14 protein-coding genes are annotated in these 14,681 nt (G+C 72.2%); 4 read left to right on the top strand and 10 right to left on the bottom strand.

The genetic code is table 11. From position 1 onward, the window contains the following. Positions 1-55: 55 nt before the first annotated feature. The gene (locus ACFP2E_RS08645; RefSeq protein WP_378523228.1) at positions 56-1,768 is read right to left on the bottom strand and encodes a methylmalonyl-CoA mutase; all 1,713 of its coding nucleotides are present in this window, start codon (positions 1,766-1,768) and stop codon (positions 56-58) included. A gap of 47 nt (positions 1,769-1,815) precedes the next feature. After that, positions 1,816-1,980, bottom strand: coding sequence for a hypothetical protein (locus tag ACFP2E_RS08640; protein WP_378523227.1), 165 nt, complete (start codon positions 1,978-1,980; stop codon positions 1,816-1,818). Between the two features lie 414 nt (positions 1,981-2,394). On the opposite strand from ACFP2E_RS08640, the gene ACFP2E_RS08635 reads away from it, so the two are divergent. Both ACFP2E_RS08635 and ACFP2E_RS08630 read left to right on the top strand, forming a co-directional pair. Beyond that, positions 2,395-3,780 carry an HNH endonuclease signature motif containing protein gene (locus ACFP2E_RS08635; RefSeq protein WP_378523226.1) on the top strand — a complete coding sequence of 462 codons (1,386 nt, stop codon included), beginning with the start codon at positions 2,395-2,397 and terminating at the stop codon, positions 3,778-3,780. A 257-nt stretch (positions 3,781-4,037) separates the two neighbouring features. Further along, complete coding sequence (locus ACFP2E_RS08630; RefSeq protein ID WP_378523225.1) at positions 4,038-4,817, top strand: GNAT family N-acetyltransferase; 780 nt, start codon at positions 4,038-4,040, stop codon at positions 4,815-4,817. Between the two features lie 83 nt (positions 4,818-4,900). On the opposite strand, the gene ACFP2E_RS08625 is transcribed toward ACFP2E_RS08630, so the two are convergent. From ACFP2E_RS08625 to ACFP2E_RS08590, 8 genes are all read right to left on the bottom strand, one after another. Beyond that, entirely contained in the window at positions 4,901-5,389 is a 489-nt protein-coding gene (locus ACFP2E_RS08625) for a MarR family winged helix-turn-helix transcriptional regulator (protein WP_378523224.1), read from the bottom strand. A gap of 36 nt (positions 5,390-5,425) precedes the next feature. Then, on the bottom strand, positions 5,426-5,947 hold the full coding sequence (locus ACFP2E_RS08620; RefSeq protein WP_378523223.1) for a PH domain-containing protein: 522 nt from the start codon (positions 5,945-5,947) through the stop codon (positions 5,426-5,428). A 56-nt stretch (positions 5,948-6,003) separates the two neighbouring features. Further along, a complete protein-coding gene (locus ACFP2E_RS08615) occupies positions 6,004-6,174 on the bottom strand; it encodes a hypothetical protein (RefSeq protein ID WP_378523222.1) in 171 nt (56 codons plus the stop codon). Between the two features lie 110 nt (positions 6,175-6,284). Beyond that, entirely contained in the window at positions 6,285-7,667 is a 1,383-nt protein-coding gene (locus tag ACFP2E_RS08610; RefSeq protein WP_378523221.1) for a UDP-glucose dehydrogenase family protein, read from the bottom strand. 171 nt (positions 7,668-7,838) lie between these two features. Then, entirely contained in the window at positions 7,839-9,014 is a 1,176-nt protein-coding gene (locus ACFP2E_RS08605) for a glycosyltransferase (RefSeq protein ID WP_378523220.1), read from the bottom strand. After that, positions 9,011-10,132, bottom strand: a complete 1,122-nt coding sequence (locus ACFP2E_RS08600; protein WP_378523219.1) for a glycosyltransferase family 4 protein — start codon at positions 10,130-10,132, stop codon at positions 9,011-9,013. The genes ACFP2E_RS08605 and ACFP2E_RS08600 overlap by 4 nt, the downstream gene beginning before the upstream one ends. A gap of 83 nt (positions 10,133-10,215) precedes the next feature. Next, a complete protein-coding gene (gene meaB, locus ACFP2E_RS08595; protein WP_378523218.1) occupies positions 10,216-11,181 on the bottom strand; it encodes a methylmalonyl Co-A mutase-associated GTPase MeaB in 966 nt (321 codons plus the stop codon). Next, positions 11,178-12,380 carry an acetyl-CoA C-acetyltransferase gene (locus tag ACFP2E_RS08590; protein WP_378523217.1) on the bottom strand — a complete coding sequence of 401 codons (1,203 nt, stop codon included), beginning with the start codon at positions 12,378-12,380 and terminating at the stop codon, positions 11,178-11,180. The genes meaB and ACFP2E_RS08590 overlap by 4 nt, the downstream gene beginning before the upstream one ends. A gap of 214 nt (positions 12,381-12,594) precedes the next feature. Here ACFP2E_RS08590 and mce point away from each other — a divergent pair, with 214 nt between their 5' ends. Both mce and ccrA read left to right on the top strand, forming a co-directional pair. Next, a complete protein-coding gene (gene mce, locus ACFP2E_RS08585; RefSeq protein WP_378523216.1) occupies positions 12,595-13,059 on the top strand; it encodes a methylmalonyl-CoA epimerase in 465 nt (154 codons plus the stop codon). A gap of 145 nt (positions 13,060-13,204) precedes the next feature. Continuing rightward, complete coding sequence (gene ccrA / locus ACFP2E_RS08580; RefSeq protein WP_378523215.1) at positions 13,205-14,557, top strand: crotonyl-CoA carboxylase/reductase; 1,353 nt, start codon at positions 13,205-13,207, stop codon at positions 14,555-14,557. Positions 14,558-14,681: the final 124 nt, after the last annotated feature.

Genomic DNA, 14,681 nt, shown 5'->3' with positions numbered 1-14,681 from the left:
CGGGCGGGTCAGCGATGAGTCCCGGGCGGGTCGGCGAGGCCCCCGAAGATCCGTGTCAGAAGCGGGCCGGCTCGCGGTACTCGCCCCACTCGGCGCGCAGGGCGTCACAGATCTCGCCCAGCGTGGCCTCGGCGCGGACCGCCTCGAGCATCGACTCGATCATGTTCTCGTCGGTGCGGGCGACCTCGACCATGCGAGCCACCGCGGCCCTGGCGGCGGCGTCGTCGCGGGCCTGGCGCCGCTTCTTCAGTTCGGCGACCTGCTCGACCTCGACCTCGTGGGAGACCCGGAGGATCTCGAGGTCGTGGGTGACGGAGTCCTCGTGGCAGTTGACGCCGACGATCTTCTTGTCGCCCTTCTCGAGCGCGGTCTGGTACTGGAACGCGGCCTCGGCGATCTCGGACATGAACCAGCCCTCCTCGATGCCGCGAAGGATGCCCCGGGTGATCGGCCACTCGGCCTTCTCCCCCGTCGAGCCGCTCGAGCGGCGCATCGTCTCGGCGAGCGCCTCGGTGTCGGTGTGGGTCAGCGACGAGCCGCCCATCGCGAGGATCCGGTCGAAGATCGCGTTGGCCTCGGCCTCGATCTTGTCGGTGAGCGCCTCGACGTACCACGAGCCGCCGAGCGGGTCGGCGACGTTGACGACGCCGGTCTCCTCCATGATCACCTGCTGGGTGCGCAGCGCGATCTCGGCGGCCTGCTCGCTGGGCAGCGCCAGGGTCTCGTCGAGGGCGTTGGTGTGGAGCGAGTTGGTGCCGCCCAGCACCGCGGCGAGCGCCTCGATGCCGGTCCGGACGACATTGTTGTAGGGCTGCTGCGCGGTCAGCGAGACGCCGGCCGTCTGGGTGTGGAACCGCAGCCACTGCGCCTTCTCGGTCTTCGCCCCGTAGACGTCGCGCATCCAGCGCGCCCAGATCCGGCGGGCAGCCCGGAACTTGGCGATCTCCTCGAAGAAGTCGACGTGGGCGTCGAAGAAGAACGACAGGCCAGGGGCGAAGACGTCGACGTCCAGACCGCGCGAGAGGCCGAGCTCGACGTAGCCGAAGCCGTCGGCGAGGGTGAACGCAAGCTCCTGCGCGGCGGTCGAGCCCGCCTCGCGGATGTGGTAGCCGGAGACCGACAGCGGCTTGTACGCCGGGATCTTCTCCGCGCAGTACTCCATCAGGTCGCCGATGAGGCGCAGGTGGGGCTCGGGGCCGAAGAGCCACTCCTTCTGCGCGATGTACTCCTTGAAGATGTCGGTCTGCAGCGTGCCGTTGAGGGTGCCGATGTCGACGCCCTGCCGCTCGGCTGCGACGAGGTACATGCAGAAGACCGGCACGGCGGGGCCGCTGATCGTCATCGAGGTGGTGACGTCGCCCAGCGGGATCTCGTCGAAGAGCACGTCCATGTCGGCGACGCTGTCGACCGCGACACCGCAGTGGCCGACCTCGCCCAGCGACTTCGGGTCATCGGAGTCACGACCCATCAGGGTCGGCATGTCGAACGCGACCGAGAGACCGCCGCCACCGCGGCCGAGGATCATCTTGTAGCGCTCGTTGGTCTGCTGCGCGTTGCCGAAGCCGGCGAACTGGCGGATCGTCCAGGTCCGGCCCCGGTAGCCGGTTGGGTAGAGCCCGCGGGTGAACGGGAACTCGCCCGGCCACTCCGAGTCGTCGGTGCCGTAGGCGGGCTCGACCTCGAGCCCGCTCAGGGTCGTGAAGTCGGCGTCGCGGACGCGCGAGGCCTCGTAGCGGAACTGCCAGCGGGAGCGTGCGGTGTCGGCCATGTCACAGATAGTAGGACGTCCTACTAAATGCGCCAATCCCGCAGCCGTCACGAGTCCAGGCCGGCGGCCACACGGTGGTCGAGCCCGTCGAGACCCGGTGAGTGACGCAGGGCGGCGACCACACGGTGGTCGAGCCCGTCGAGACCCGGTGAGTGACGCAGGGCGGCGACCACACGGTGGTCGAGCCCGTCGAGACCCGGCGAGTGACGCACGGCGGCGACGTACGCCGGTCGAGCCCGTCGAGACCCGGCGAGTGACGCACGGCGGCGACGTACGCCGGTCGAGCCCGTCGAGACCCGGCGAGTGACGCACGGCGGCGACGTACGCCGGTCGAGCCCGTCGAGACCCGGTGAGTGACGCAGGGCGGTGACCACACGGTGGTCGAGCTCGTCGAGACCCCTTGTCGGCTCGCGGCTGGTTCGTGCCCGGCCGCCTTGATCGGGATGCGTGGTCACCCGCCGCTTGGGTTGCGGTCCTGCTTGCGGCTGGTTCCGGGCTCCCGGTTGCTGGGGGTCGACCGCTGTGGTTGCGGTTCGAGAATTTCTTTACTTTCGGGTTTGTGGAATCGGGCTCAACCACGGGCTTTTCGGGCTTGGAGTGTCGGTGGTCGGTGCTTGAGTAGAGCCATGACAGCGACCACGGTCTCCACCTCTCCGGGCGAGTCCCCGGTCGAGGTGCTGGCCTTCGCCCGGGACCGCCGCCGCGCGGCCCAGGTCGCGGAGGCCGAGCTACTGGTGGCGGGCGTGGAGTGGGCAGTCCAGCACCCCGTCGAGTCGCTGGTCGAGGCAGCCGGGTTCGAGCTCGACGGCGCGGACACCGCGGTCCCGATCGCGGGTGAGGGGTGCCCGCTCATCACGGAGTTCTGCGTCGCCGAGTGGGCAGCCAGTCTGGGGATGTCGACCGACGCGGGTCGGGCGTTTCTGGGTGAGGCGGTCGAGCTGCGCTACCGGCTCCCGCGGCTCTACCGCCGGGTGGTGCACGGTGACCTGCCGGCGTGGCGGGCCCGCCACATCGCCCGCCACACCATTGCCCTCAACCGGGCCGCGGCCGAGTTCGTGGACCGGCACGTCGCCCACGTGGCCCACAAGATCGGTCTGACCAAGGTGAAGGACCTCATCGACGAGGCGATCGCCCGCCACGATCCCGACCTGGCCCAGGAACGCTTCGGCAGAGCGGCCGACCACCGCTCCTTCGAGATCCACCTCGACTCCGCCACCCTCGACGGCACCGTCGATGTCCACGGCGTCCTCGACGCCGCCGACGCCCTCGACCTCGAGCACGCCGTGGCCGACCTCGCTTCGCAGCTCCGCCAGCTCGGCTCCGACGAGTCCCTCGACGTCCGCCGGTCCAAGGCGGTCGGCGAGCTCGCCCGCGGCGCCCAGACCCTCGACCTCACCAGCGACAGCGGTGAGGGTGAGTCCAAGACCGACGGGCCGCGCCGGTTGCACCGCCGCCCCACCCGCCGCCGCAAGATCACCCTGGTCATCCACGTGTCCGAGGACGCGATCACCGGCACCGGTCCGCTCGGCCGCGTCGAGGGGATGGCATGCCCGATCACCACCGACCAGATCGAGAGCTGGCTGCAGGCGCCCGACGTGGCCATCACGGTGAAGCCGGTGGTCGACCCGACCGGCTGCGCACCCGTCGGCGCCTACGAGGTGCCGGACCGGCTGGCCGACCTGGTCGACGACCGCGACCACCACTGCGTCTTCCCCTGGTGCACCCGCAAAGCACGGGCCTGCGACCACGACCACGTCATCCCCCACGGGGAACGAGGTGGCCCGACCTGTCGGTGCAACCTGGCCGCGCTCTGCCGCAAGCACCATCGCTTGAAGACACACGGCGGCTGGTCGTACACCCACGTCGACGACGGCGTCTTCCTCTGGCGCTCACCCCACGGCCACGCCTACCTGCGTGACGAGACCGGAACCCGCGACGTCACCCCCGACCCCGCCGCGTGTCGGCAGCGGCTGATCGACGCCCACCGCCCCGGCACACCACCCGAGCGGTAGCTGCCCCGCCCCACACCCCGCCGCACCAGCCCCGGCGGGGATATGGGCATGTCACCAGCCCGCTTCCGGGGGTCTCGTCGGGCTCGACCGACCTGTGGTCGCCGCCCTGCCTTCACTTCCGGGTTTCGAGGCTCGCTGCGCTCGCACCTCAACCACCGCGGCCACGGGGTCTTGCCACGCTCGCTGAGCTGGTCCTCCCCCAAGGCGAGCTCCGCCTCCGCGCTTCCGGTTCCGAACGGGCGTGAAAGGCTGATCGAATGACGATCGGCGAACTCCTGGACGTGTACGACCGCGAGGTCCGAGGTTCGTTTCCGACCCGTCTGCCCGAAGGTTGGGTCGGTGACCAGGACGGACCCCTGACGCGATGCCTGACTACGCGCGGAGGCTTCGCGATGTTCACCCGGGACCCGTCTTCCCAGACATCAGGGGAGCTCGAGGCGTTGGTCGCGCGAACCTTCGCCTTCTACGCCGACCTCAACCGCCGCTTCGAGTGGAAGACGTTCGACCACGATCGCGGCGACCTCCGACCGCTGCTGGAAAGGCATGGAGCCAGGCCCGAGCCACACGAGACCCTCCTGCTTGGCGATGCCTCCGCTCTGGCCGGTGGTGCGGACGTGCCCGCGGACCTCACGCTCAGGGCCGTCACATCCCGGGACGACCTGGAACGCATCGCAGCCCTGGAAAGCGAAGTGTGGGCACAAGACTGGTCCTGGCTGGCAGACGACTTGGAAGCAAGACTCGCGGGCACGGCACCCGTTGAGATCCTCCTCGTCGAGGACGGGGAGCTGGCTGTCAGCGCAGCCTGGTTGGCGCCCCTCGCGGGCACCCGAGTGGCGGGTCTGTGGGGCGGAGGCACGCTTGCCCGCTACCGAGGACGCGGCATCTACCGCGCCCTGGTGTCGCGACGCGCAGGCATCGCCCTGGAGCGCGGCTACTCGACACTGCAGGTCGATGCTTCGGAGAACAGCCGACCCATTCTGGAACGGCTCGGCCTTCGCGCCGTCGGGGGAACCGTGCCCTACATCTGCGGCACGTGAGTGCGGTTGCCGTACGCGGCCATCAGCCCTCGCGTCCTGAGCAGGAGCGTGCCCGGCACACGGCCGCCCAGAGGGACCCCCAGTCAGAAGTCGCCGGCGGCCCGGCGTACGGGCTTGAGCAGTGCCGACAGGTCGCGCAGCTGCTCCTCCCCCAGTGCCCCGAGGGCGAACTCAGCCTCGACGAGGTCGGCGGTCGCGGCCTCGACGACCTCTCGCCCAGCGTCGGTGATCTCGGCAAGGACGGCACGACCGTCCTCCGGGTGAGGGCGGCGTACGACGAGTCCGGCGGCCTCGAGCCGCTGCACGATCGAGGTGACCGAGGTCGGGTGGACCTGGAGCCGCTCCCCCATCTTCCCCAGCGGCAGCGATCCGCGGGAGGAGAACACCAGCAGCACCAGCGCCTCGTAGCGCGCGAATGTCAGCCCGTGGGGCCGGAGGATCGCGTCGAGCTGACCGATGACGAGCTGCTGCACGCGCATCAGCGAGGTCACGGCGTGCATCCCGGGGACTCCCGACCAGCGCCTGCCCCACTGCCGGGCCGCCTCGTCGATCGGGTCGAACGGAAGGGTCACGCAGGGACCCTAGCGGCCCCGCACCCCTGCAGCCGGTCAGCGCCCGGTGCGCGGGCCACGCAGTCCCGAGCGCTGCACCACTCGCTGGATCGCGAGGTCGCGCTCGTTCGGGCGGCCGACGTAGCGGATCTCGCGCAGCCCCTGCTCCTGGGCGGCGGACTCGAAGACGAAGTGCCCGAAGCCCAGGAGCCGACCGTGGAACGGCTTGACGACAGTGATGTCCAGGATCCGGTGCAGCGGCATCGTCGCCAACCGCTGCGACAGCACCCCGTGGATCCGGAAGACGCGCATGTTCGTGATGACGAAGCGGTCGCGCCGCTCGCGCGCGGCACCCCAGGCGGCGTGGGCGAACAGCCCGAGCGCGAGGAAGAACGGCACGCTGGAGATCTCGACCGGCACCGCCGCCGTCGCGCCCAGCAGCAGCACTGCCGCCGCCGACTCCAGCAGCGGCACGGTGTAGGCCACCCAGTGGTGGTGTACGACGTCGACGACGACCTCGCCCTCCTCGTGGAGAAGGTGCTTGCCGATGTCGGGGTCGCGGGGCCGCGGCAGCAGCACCCCGGGGTCGGCCTGCGGCGGGGCGAGGGGCTCGCGCTGCCGGGCCTCCCGGCCGGTCAGGCGAGCTCCCGGGCGAACCGGATCAGACCGTTGAACACGTCGGTCAGCAGCGCCCACGACCCCGCGCCCAGCGCCTTGGCCGCCACCGCGAAGCCCTTCGGGTCGGAGAACATCCAGAACCCGAGGAACAGCACCAGCAGGGTGAGGACCACCTTCTTGCGGTTCATGCCCGAGACAACTCCACTCTTTCGCCCCCGAGAGACAGGTCCAGACCAGTCAATCAGGTCTGGACCACCTGGCCGCGCAGGCGCGCCCGCACCAACCGGGTCGACGTGGCTCAGGCCAGCGCCGCGAGCTCCCGCGGGGCCACGGTCGGCCTGCCCGGCGCCGCGTAGCGCCAGCCGGCGGCGCGCCACGCCCCCGCGTCCAGCGCGTGCCGGCCGTCCACCACGGCGCGCACGCGCACGGCGCGCCCGAGCCAGGCCGGGTCGACCGCCCGGAAGTGGTCCCACTCGGTCAGCACGGCCACCACGTCCGCGCCGGTCGCCGCCTCGAGCACGCTACCGGCGTACGACAGCTCCGGGTGGGTCCGCCGGGCGTTCTCGATGGCCTGCGGGTCGAACACGGTGACGGTCGCCCCCTCCTCGTGCAGCCGCCGCGCCACGTCGAGCGCCGGGGCGTCGCGCACGTCGTCGGAGGACGGCTTGAACGCCGCCCCCAGCACGCAGACCCGCGCGCCCATGAGGTGCCCGCCGGCCTGCTCGCGGACCAGGTCCACGACCCGGAGCCGGCGGCGGGCGTTGATGGCGTCCACGTCGTGGAGGAACGAGACAGCGTCGCCGCAGCCGATCTCCTCGGCGCGGTGCGCGAAGGCGCGGATGTCCTTGGGCAGGCAGCCGCCCCCGAAGCCCAGCCCGGGGCGCAAGAACTTGCCGCCGATCCGGTCGTCGTGTGCCAGCGCCTCGACCAGGTCGAGCACGTCGGCGCCGGTCGACTCGCAGACCTCGGCCATCGCGTTGACGAACGAGATCTTGGTGGCAAGGAAGGAGTTGGCGGCGACCTTCACCAGCTCGGCGGTCGCGAGGTCGGTGGTGACGACGGGGACGCCGGCATCGATGACGGGGCGGAACACGTCGCGCAGCGTCTCCTCGACCCTCGCCGAGGTCACGCCGAGCACGAGCCGCGACGGCTGCAGGGTGTCCTCGATCGCGCGGCCCTCGCGCAGGAACTCGGGGTTCCACGCGAGCTCGGCGCCGCGGCCGGCGGGCGCGAGCCGCTGCAGCACGGCACGCATCCGCGCGGCGGTGCCGACCGGCACGGTCGACTTGCCCACCACGAGCGCGGGCCGGTCCAGGTGCGGCGCGAGGCCGCGCACGACCGCCTCGACCTGACTCAGGTCGGCGCCACGGGAGCCCGGCAGCTGCGGGGTCCCGGTGCAGACGAAGTGCACGTCGCCGAAGGCCGCCGCCTCCGCCAGGTCGTCGCTGAACCGCAGCCGGCCCGAGTCGAGTGCCTTGCGGAGGAGCTCCGGCAGCCCGGGCTCGTGGAAGGGCACGTTCCCCGCTGCGAGCGCCTCGAGCTTCTCGGCGTGGGTGTCGAGCGCGAGCACCCGGTGGCCGAGCACCGCCATGCAGATCGCGTGGGTGGCGCCGAGGTAGCCGGTGCCGATCACGGTCATCGGTCGGGTCCGGACGGGCTGCTGTGCTGGCTGGGCAGGCACGGTGATCCCCCTTCGTGTCGGTCGTCGGGACCACCGTCGGCGGCCCGCCCGACCGCCCGGCGGTGTCGGCCTGAAGGTCGCGTGAACGCCGACGGAACGGCCGCGCCGCCGGTCCGTCCGTTGTTGACCGGACGTTCACGTGGCGGTGCCGCGCAAGGCGACGCCGCGGGGTCAGGCCGGCCGCGCGGCCGGTGCCGGTGCTGCCGGGCTGACCCCGGTCCCGCCGACCGCGGCGTCGCCGATGCCGTGGAGTGCGGCCATCCCGGCGACCGTGGCCGACCAGCAGAACTGCTCGGCCCGCGCCCGTGCCGCGGCGCGGGTCGCCCGCTCCGGTCGCGCCGCGAGATCGAGCACCGCGTCGCCGAGCGACGCCGCGTCGGGTTCGCCCCACGCGCCGCACCGGTGGTCGACCAGCTCGCGGGCGCCGCCGTACGACGCGGTGACGACGGGGGTGCCGCAAGCGAGGGCCTCCAGAACAGCGAGCCCGAAGGTCTCGCCCGGGCAGACCGACAGCGCGACGTGGGCCCGGCCGATCCGCGCGGCGAGCTCGTCGCGGCCGGCGACGTGGCCGTGGAAGACGACCGGCGCGTCGCCGGCGACCTCCTCGAGCTCGTCGCGGTGGGGCCCGGTGCCGTACACGTCGAGCCGGACGGGTACGCCGCGACGGTGCAGGTCGACGGCGGCGGCAACAGCCAGGTGGGGGCTCTTCTCGCGGGAGAGCCGCCCGACGTGGACCAGGCGGAGCACGCCGTCGTCCGAGCGTCCGGCCCGCCGCTCCCGCAGGGGTGGGCGGAACGTCTCGAGGTCCACACCGAGCGGGACGCGGTGCAGGCTGGTGCCCGCCGCGGCGGCGACCGCCGCGAGCTCGCGCTGGGCGAAGCGGGAGGTCACGACGACGTGGTCGAACTGGCGGACGAGCACGCGGTTGAGCAGCGCGACCGGAGCGCCCACGCCGGTCTCCCAGCCGGTACGCAGCGAGATCATCGCGTCGAGCCGCTCGTGGGAGAACAGGATCGCGGTGACTCCCTGCCGGCGGGCCCACCGGGCGACCGGCAGCATCGTCGACTTGTCCGAGACCTCGAGCGAGGTCGGCCCGAACTCCTCGAGCACGTCGGCCACCCGCCACGGCTCGACGATGAGCCGGTAGCCGCCGCCGACCCGGGGCGCGCGGAGCTGGACGACCCGGCCGTGGGCGGTCTGGCTCACCTCGTCCCGCGGCCCCGGCACCACGAGCAGCCGCTCGGCGCCGGCCTCCACGTAGCCGCGACCGAGCCGGTCGACGGCCGTCTTCATCCCGCCCGACGCGGGGCCGATGAAGTTGGCCAGCTGCGCGACCCGGGCCGTCACGCGGCCACCGGACCGCCGGCGAGGCCGAGCAGCGGGCGGTAGTGGCGCTCGACGAGCTCCTCGACCACGTGCTCCCAGCTGCGCCGCGCGACGCGGTGCCGGGCCACCTGCGCGATCTGCTCACGGAACCCGGCGTCCTCGACCAGGGTCGCCACGGCCGCGAACATGCCCGCCGGGTCGGCGGGGTCGAAGAGCATTCCGGTCACACCCTGCTCGATGAGGTCGAGCGGGCCGCCCGCGGCCGCCGCCACGACCGGGACGCCACTGGCCTGCGCCTCCTGGACGGTCTGGCAGAACGTCTCGGACTCCCCCGGGTGCACGAACGCGTCGAGCGAGGCGAACGCCGTGGCGAGCTCCTCGCCGCCGAGCATCCCGGTGAACACCGCGCCGGGCAGGTGCCGCTCGAGCCACGGCCGCTCCGGCCCGTCGCCGACCACGACCAGCCGGGTGCCGGGCAGTGACGACAGCTCCACGAGGCGGCGTACCTGCTTCTCGGGTGCGAGTCGGCCCACGTACCCGACGACCACGTCGCGACCCCCGCGCGACCACGTGCGGTGGAGCGCGCCGTCGCGACGCCCGGGACCGAAGAGGCCGAGCGAGACACCGCGCCGCCAGACGTGCAGGTCCGGCACGCCCAGCGCGGAGAGCTGGGACATCGAGGTGCTGGAGGGGACGAGCGTGCGCTGGCAGCGGCGGTGCAGCCGGCCGACCCAGCGGTCGACGACGGCGTCGGCGCGCAGGCCGTAGTGGCGGGCGAAGCCGGCCACGTCCGTCTGGTAGACCGCGAGCACCGGCACGCCCTGCCGCCGAGCCACGCGGAGGCCGATCGCACCCAGCACGATCGGCGAGGCGAGGTGGACGACGTCGGGCCGGAAGCGTGCGAGCGCCCGCTCGACGGTCCCGTCGGGGATGGCCACCGGGAACGACTTGTAGCCCGGCAGCCCCAGCGACCGGGCCCGGACAACCGGCACGTCGCCGTACGACGTGGGGCCGGGCGCCGGCGCGACCACGAGCGGCTCGTGGCCCAGCCGGACGAGGTGGTCGACGACGTGGCGCACCGTGTTGGACACCCCGTTGACCTGCGGCAGGAAGGACTCGCTGACGACTGCGACGCGCATGCGGCGAGCATGTCCGCCAGGGATGAACGGACGGTGGCGCGCCGGAGTGTGGCGGCCGACGCCCCGGTGTCGGTCGTCGGCTGTCAGTCGGTGAAGGTGGCGAGCAGCTCGTCGGCCGCGGAGTAGGGGTCGGCCTTGCCGGCCACCACGGCGGCCGCGAGGTCGTCGAGCTCGGACCGGCCGTGGACGTCGCCCCAGCGCGCCCGCAGAGCGGTCACGGCGATCGCCTCGATCTCGTCGCGGGCCCGGCGGGTACGCCGTGCCTGCAGCTCGCCGGACTCCGCGAGCCAGGCGTGGTGCTTGTCGATCTCGGCGACGACCTCGTCGACCCCCTCGGGCCGCGCCGCGACGGTCTTGACGATCGGCGGCCGCCACGCGCCCTCCTGCCGCTCCGCGAGGGCGAGCATCGAGCGCAGGTCGCGCCGGAGCTGGTCGGCGCCCTCGCGGTCGGCCTTGTTGACGACGTAGACGTCGCCGATCTCGAGGATGCCGGCCTTGGCCGCCTGGATGCCGTCGCCCATCCCGGGGGCGAGCAGCACGAGGGTGGTGTCGGCGAGGCCGGCGATCTCGACCTCGCTCTGCCCGACCCCGACCGTCTCGACGAGGATCACGTCGCAGCCGGCGGCGTCGAGGACGCGCAGCGCCTGCGGCGTCGACCAGGACAGCCCGCCGAGGTGGCCGCGCGACGCCATCGACCGGATGTAGACGTCCTTGTCCAGGGCGTGGTCCTGCATCCGGACCCGGTCACCGAGCAGCGCACCGCCGGAGAACGGCGAGGACGGGTCGACCGCGAGCACGCCGACCCGCTTGCCGGCCCGCCGCAGCTCGGTGACCAGCGCCGACGTCGACGTGGACTTGCCGACGCCGGGCGAGCCGGTGATGCCGACGACCTGCGCGTGGCCGGCGTACGGCGTGAGCGCCGCCATCACCTCGCGCAGCAGCGGCGACGCGTCCTCGACCAGCGAGATCAGCCGCGCGACCGCGCGGGCGTCGCCCTCGCGAGCCCGCGCGACCAGCGTGCCGACGTCGCCCGTCGAGCGGCGGCTCACGCCTTCGGGACGCGGATGACGAGGGCGTCGCCCTGGCCGCCGCCACCGCACAGCGCCGCGGCGCCGACGCCGCCACCCCGGCGCTGCAGCTCGAGCGCGAGGTGGAGCGTGATGCGGGTGCCGGACATGCCGACCGGGTGGCCGAGCGCGATCGCGCCGCCGTTGACGTTGACCTTGGACTCGTCGAGGCCGAGCTCGCGGGCCGAGGAGATCCCGACCGCGGCGAAGGCCTCGTTGAACTCGACGAGGTCGAGGTCGGCCGGGTCGATGCCCTCCTTCGCGCATGCCTTCGCGGTGGCCGCGGCGGGCTGCAGCTGCAGCGTGGAGTCGGGGCCGGCGACCTGGCCGTGGGCGCCGATCTCGGCGATCCAGGTGAGGCCGAGCTCCTCGGCCTTGGCCTTGCTCATGACGACGACCGCGGCGGCTCCGTCGGAGATCTGCGAGGAGGAGCCGGCGGTGATGGTGCCGTCCTTGCTGAAGGCCGGGCGCAGCTTGCCGAGCGACTCGGCGGAGGTGTCGCCGCGCACGCCCTCGTCCTGGGCGAACACGATCGGGTCGCCCTTGCGCTGCGGGATCTCGACGGGCACGACCTCGTCGTCGAAGACGCCGTTCTTCCAGGCGGCGGCTGCCTTCTGGTGGGACTGCGCGGCGAACTCGTCCTGCTCCTCGCGGGTGAGGTTCGCAGCCGCGGCGTTGCACTCCTCGGTCAGCAGGCCCATCGCCTGGGAGGTGAACTGGTCGAAGAGCGCGTCGTAGGCCATCGAGTCGACGAGCTTCACGTCGCCGAACTTGGCGCCCTCGCGGGACTTCGGCAGGAAGTGGGGGGCCTGGGTCATGGACTCCATGCCGCCGGCCACGACGATGTCGTGCTCGCCGGCGCGGATCAGCTGGTCGGCCAGCGCGATGGCGTTGATGCCCGACAGGCAGACCTTGTTGATGGTGATCGACGGGACGGACATGGGGATGCCGGCCTTGACGCCCGCCATGCGGGCGGGGTTCTGGCCGGCGCCGGCCTGGATGACCTGGCCCATGATCAGGTAGTCGACCTGGTCGCCGGAGACCCCGGCCTTCTCCAGCGCCCCCTTGATCGCGATCCCGCCGAGGTCGGCGGCGGTGTGGTCCTTGAGGGAGCCGAGCAGGCGCCCGATCGGGGTGCGGGCCCCCGCGACGATCACGGATCCGCCAGTGCGTGCTGACATGGGAGTGCCTCCTGCTGTTGCGTAGCGACCGGCCGCGACCCTCGGCTGCGCGCCGCCGGCGGTGCCGGGATGTGTCCGAGATGTGGTCGGGCTCTCACTGGCGACGATACCCACCCGGACCGCCATCCGGTCAGGGGGTCGACCCGCTTCGGTGAGGTGAGGAAAACCTCACACCCGCTCGCGACACCAGGGGCGTCGGGCCACGATGTGCGCCATGAGCGCCTCTCCGACTGCCGGTCCCCTGGCCGACGTGCCCCAGAACCTGTTCACCGCCATCGACCACGTGGGGATCGCGGTGCCCGACCTCGACGAGGCCGTCGCGTTCTACCGCGACACCTTCGGCATGCGCCTTGCCCACGAGGAGACCAACGAGGAGCAGGGCGTCCGCGAGGCGATGATGGCCGTGGGTGACTCCGGCAGCCACATCCAGCTGCTCGCCCCGCTCTCCCCCGAGTCGACGATCGCGAAGTTCCTCGACCGTTCCGGGCCTGGCATGCAGCAGCTCGCCTACCGCGTCGCCGACCTCGACGCGGTCAGCGCGGTGCTGCGCGAGCGCGGCGTCCGGTTGCTGTACGACGCCCCGCGCCGCGGCACGTCCGACTCGCGCATCAACTTCGTCCACCCCAAGGACGCCGGCGGGGTCCTGGTCGAGCTCGTCGAGCCGGCCGCCGCCCACTGACCCGCAGACCGGCCGACCGCCAGCTGACACGCCCCCCGGGAAGGGACCCGTTCGAGTTGGATGGGTCACATCCCGAATCCCTCGCCACAAGGGTTACCGACCAGTAGCCTCAGGCCCGCCACGCCCCCGAGCTCAAGGAGCTGACGTGCAGAACATCCTCGACGCGATCCTCGCCCAGTCCAACGGCGAGGCCACCACAGCGGACGACTTCGCCAACCTGGCGCTCCCCGACTCCTACCGCGCCGTGACGGTGCACAAGGACGAGGTCGACATGTTCGAGGGCATCGCCACCCGGGACAAGGACCCCCGCAAGTCGCTGCACGTCGACGACGTGCCGCTGCCCGAGCTCGGCCCGGGGGAGGCCTACGTCGCGGTGATGGCCTCGGCGATCAACTACAACACCGTGTGGACCTCGATCTTCGAGCCGGTCTCCACGTTCGGGTTCCTCGAGCGCTACGGCCGGATGTCCCCGCTGGCCAAGCGCCACGACCTGCCGTACCACATCGTCGGCTCCGACCTCGCCGGCGTCGTGCTCAAGACCGGCCCCGGCGTGCACTCCTGGCAGCCGGGCGCCGAGGTGGTCGCCCACTGCCTCTCGGTCGAGCTCGAGCACCCCGACGGCCACTCCGACACCATGCTCGACCCCGAGCAGCGGATCTGGGGCTTCGAGACCAACTTCGGCGGCCTGGCGCAGATCGCGCTGGTCAAGGCCAACCAGCTCATGCCCAAGCCCGACCACCTGACCTGGGAGGAGGCCGCCTCCCCCGGCCTCGTCAACTGCACGGCGTACCGCCAGCTGGTCAGCAAGAACGGCGGCGACATGAAGCAGGGCGACAACGTCCTGATCTGGGGCGCCTCCGGCGGCCTCGGCGGCTTCGCCACGCAGTACGCCCTCAACGGCGGCGCCACGCCGATCTGCGTCGTCTCCAGCGAGGAGAAGGCCGACATCTGCCGCAGCATGGGCGCCGAGCTCATCATCAACCGCAACGCCGAGGGCTACCGGTTCTGGAACGACGAGGGCACCGAGCAGAACCCGGCCGAGTGGAAGCGCTTCGGCAAGAAGATCCGCGAGCTCACCGGCGGCGAGGACATCGACATCGTCTTCGAGCACCCCGGTCGCGAGACGTTCGGCGCGTCGGTCTACGTCACCCGCAAGGGCGGCACGATCACCACCTGCGCCTCCACGAGCGGGTACATGCACGAGTACGACAACCGCTACCTGTGGATGAACCTCAAGCGCATCATCTCCTCGCACTTCGCCAACTACCGCGAGTCGTGGGAGGCCAACCGCCTGATCGCCAAGGGGAAGATCCACCCGACCCTGTCGAGGACCTACGGCCTCGACGACGTCGGCCAGGCGGCGCTGGACGTCCACCACAACCTCCACCAGGGCAAGGTCGGCGTGCTGTGCCTGGCCCCCGAGGAGGGTCTGGGCGTCCGCAACCAGGAGATGCGCGACCAGCACCTCGACGCGATCAACCGCTTCCGCGGGGTCTGACCGCCCACCGCTCCGGCCCCTTGGAGCCACCTGCCCGGGACACCCCGGTTCGCGTGATCATTTCCGCGAGCCGGGGTGCTCTGCGTCCGGGCCGTAGGCGAGACTGGTGGCCGACGCCGCGACG

This window comes from Nocardioides sp. GCM10027114, from assembly GCF_042659625.1.
In the GTDB taxonomy this organism is placed as follows: Bacteria; Actinomycetota; Actinomycetes; order Propionibacteriales; family Nocardioidaceae; genus Nocardioides.
The sequence above is the reverse complement of the archived record's forward strand: the minus strand, read 5'-3'. Positions and strand labels throughout refer to the sequence as shown.

Excerpts from the sequence above, each read along its gene's own strand:
- ACFP2E_RS08615 (WP_378523222.1), bottom strand. The coding sequence starts at position 6,174 with ATGAACCGCAAGAAGGTGGTCCTCACCCTGCTGGTGCTGTTCCTCGGG.
- ACFP2E_RS08600 (WP_378523219.1), bottom strand. The coding sequence starts at position 10,132 with ATGCGCGTCGCAGTCGTCAGCGAGTCCTTCCTGCCGCAGGTCAACGGG.
- ACFP2E_RS08630 (WP_378523225.1), top strand. The coding sequence starts at position 4,038 with ATGACGATCGGCGAACTCCTGGACGTGTACGACCGCGAGGTCCGAGGT.
- ACFP2E_RS08645 (WP_378523228.1), bottom strand. The coding sequence starts at position 1,768 with ATGGCCGACACCGCACGCTCCCGCTGGCAGTTCCGCTACGAGGCCTCG.
- ACFP2E_RS08590 (WP_378523217.1), bottom strand. The coding sequence starts at position 12,380 with ATGTCAGCACGCACTGGCGGATCCGTGATCGTCGCGGGGGCCCGCACC.
- mce (WP_378523216.1), top strand. The coding sequence starts at position 12,595 with ATGAGCGCCTCTCCGACTGCCGGTCCCCTGGCCGACGTGCCCCAGAAC.
- ACFP2E_RS08635 (WP_378523226.1), top strand. The coding sequence starts at position 2,395 with ATGACAGCGACCACGGTCTCCACCTCTCCGGGCGAGTCCCCGGTCGAG.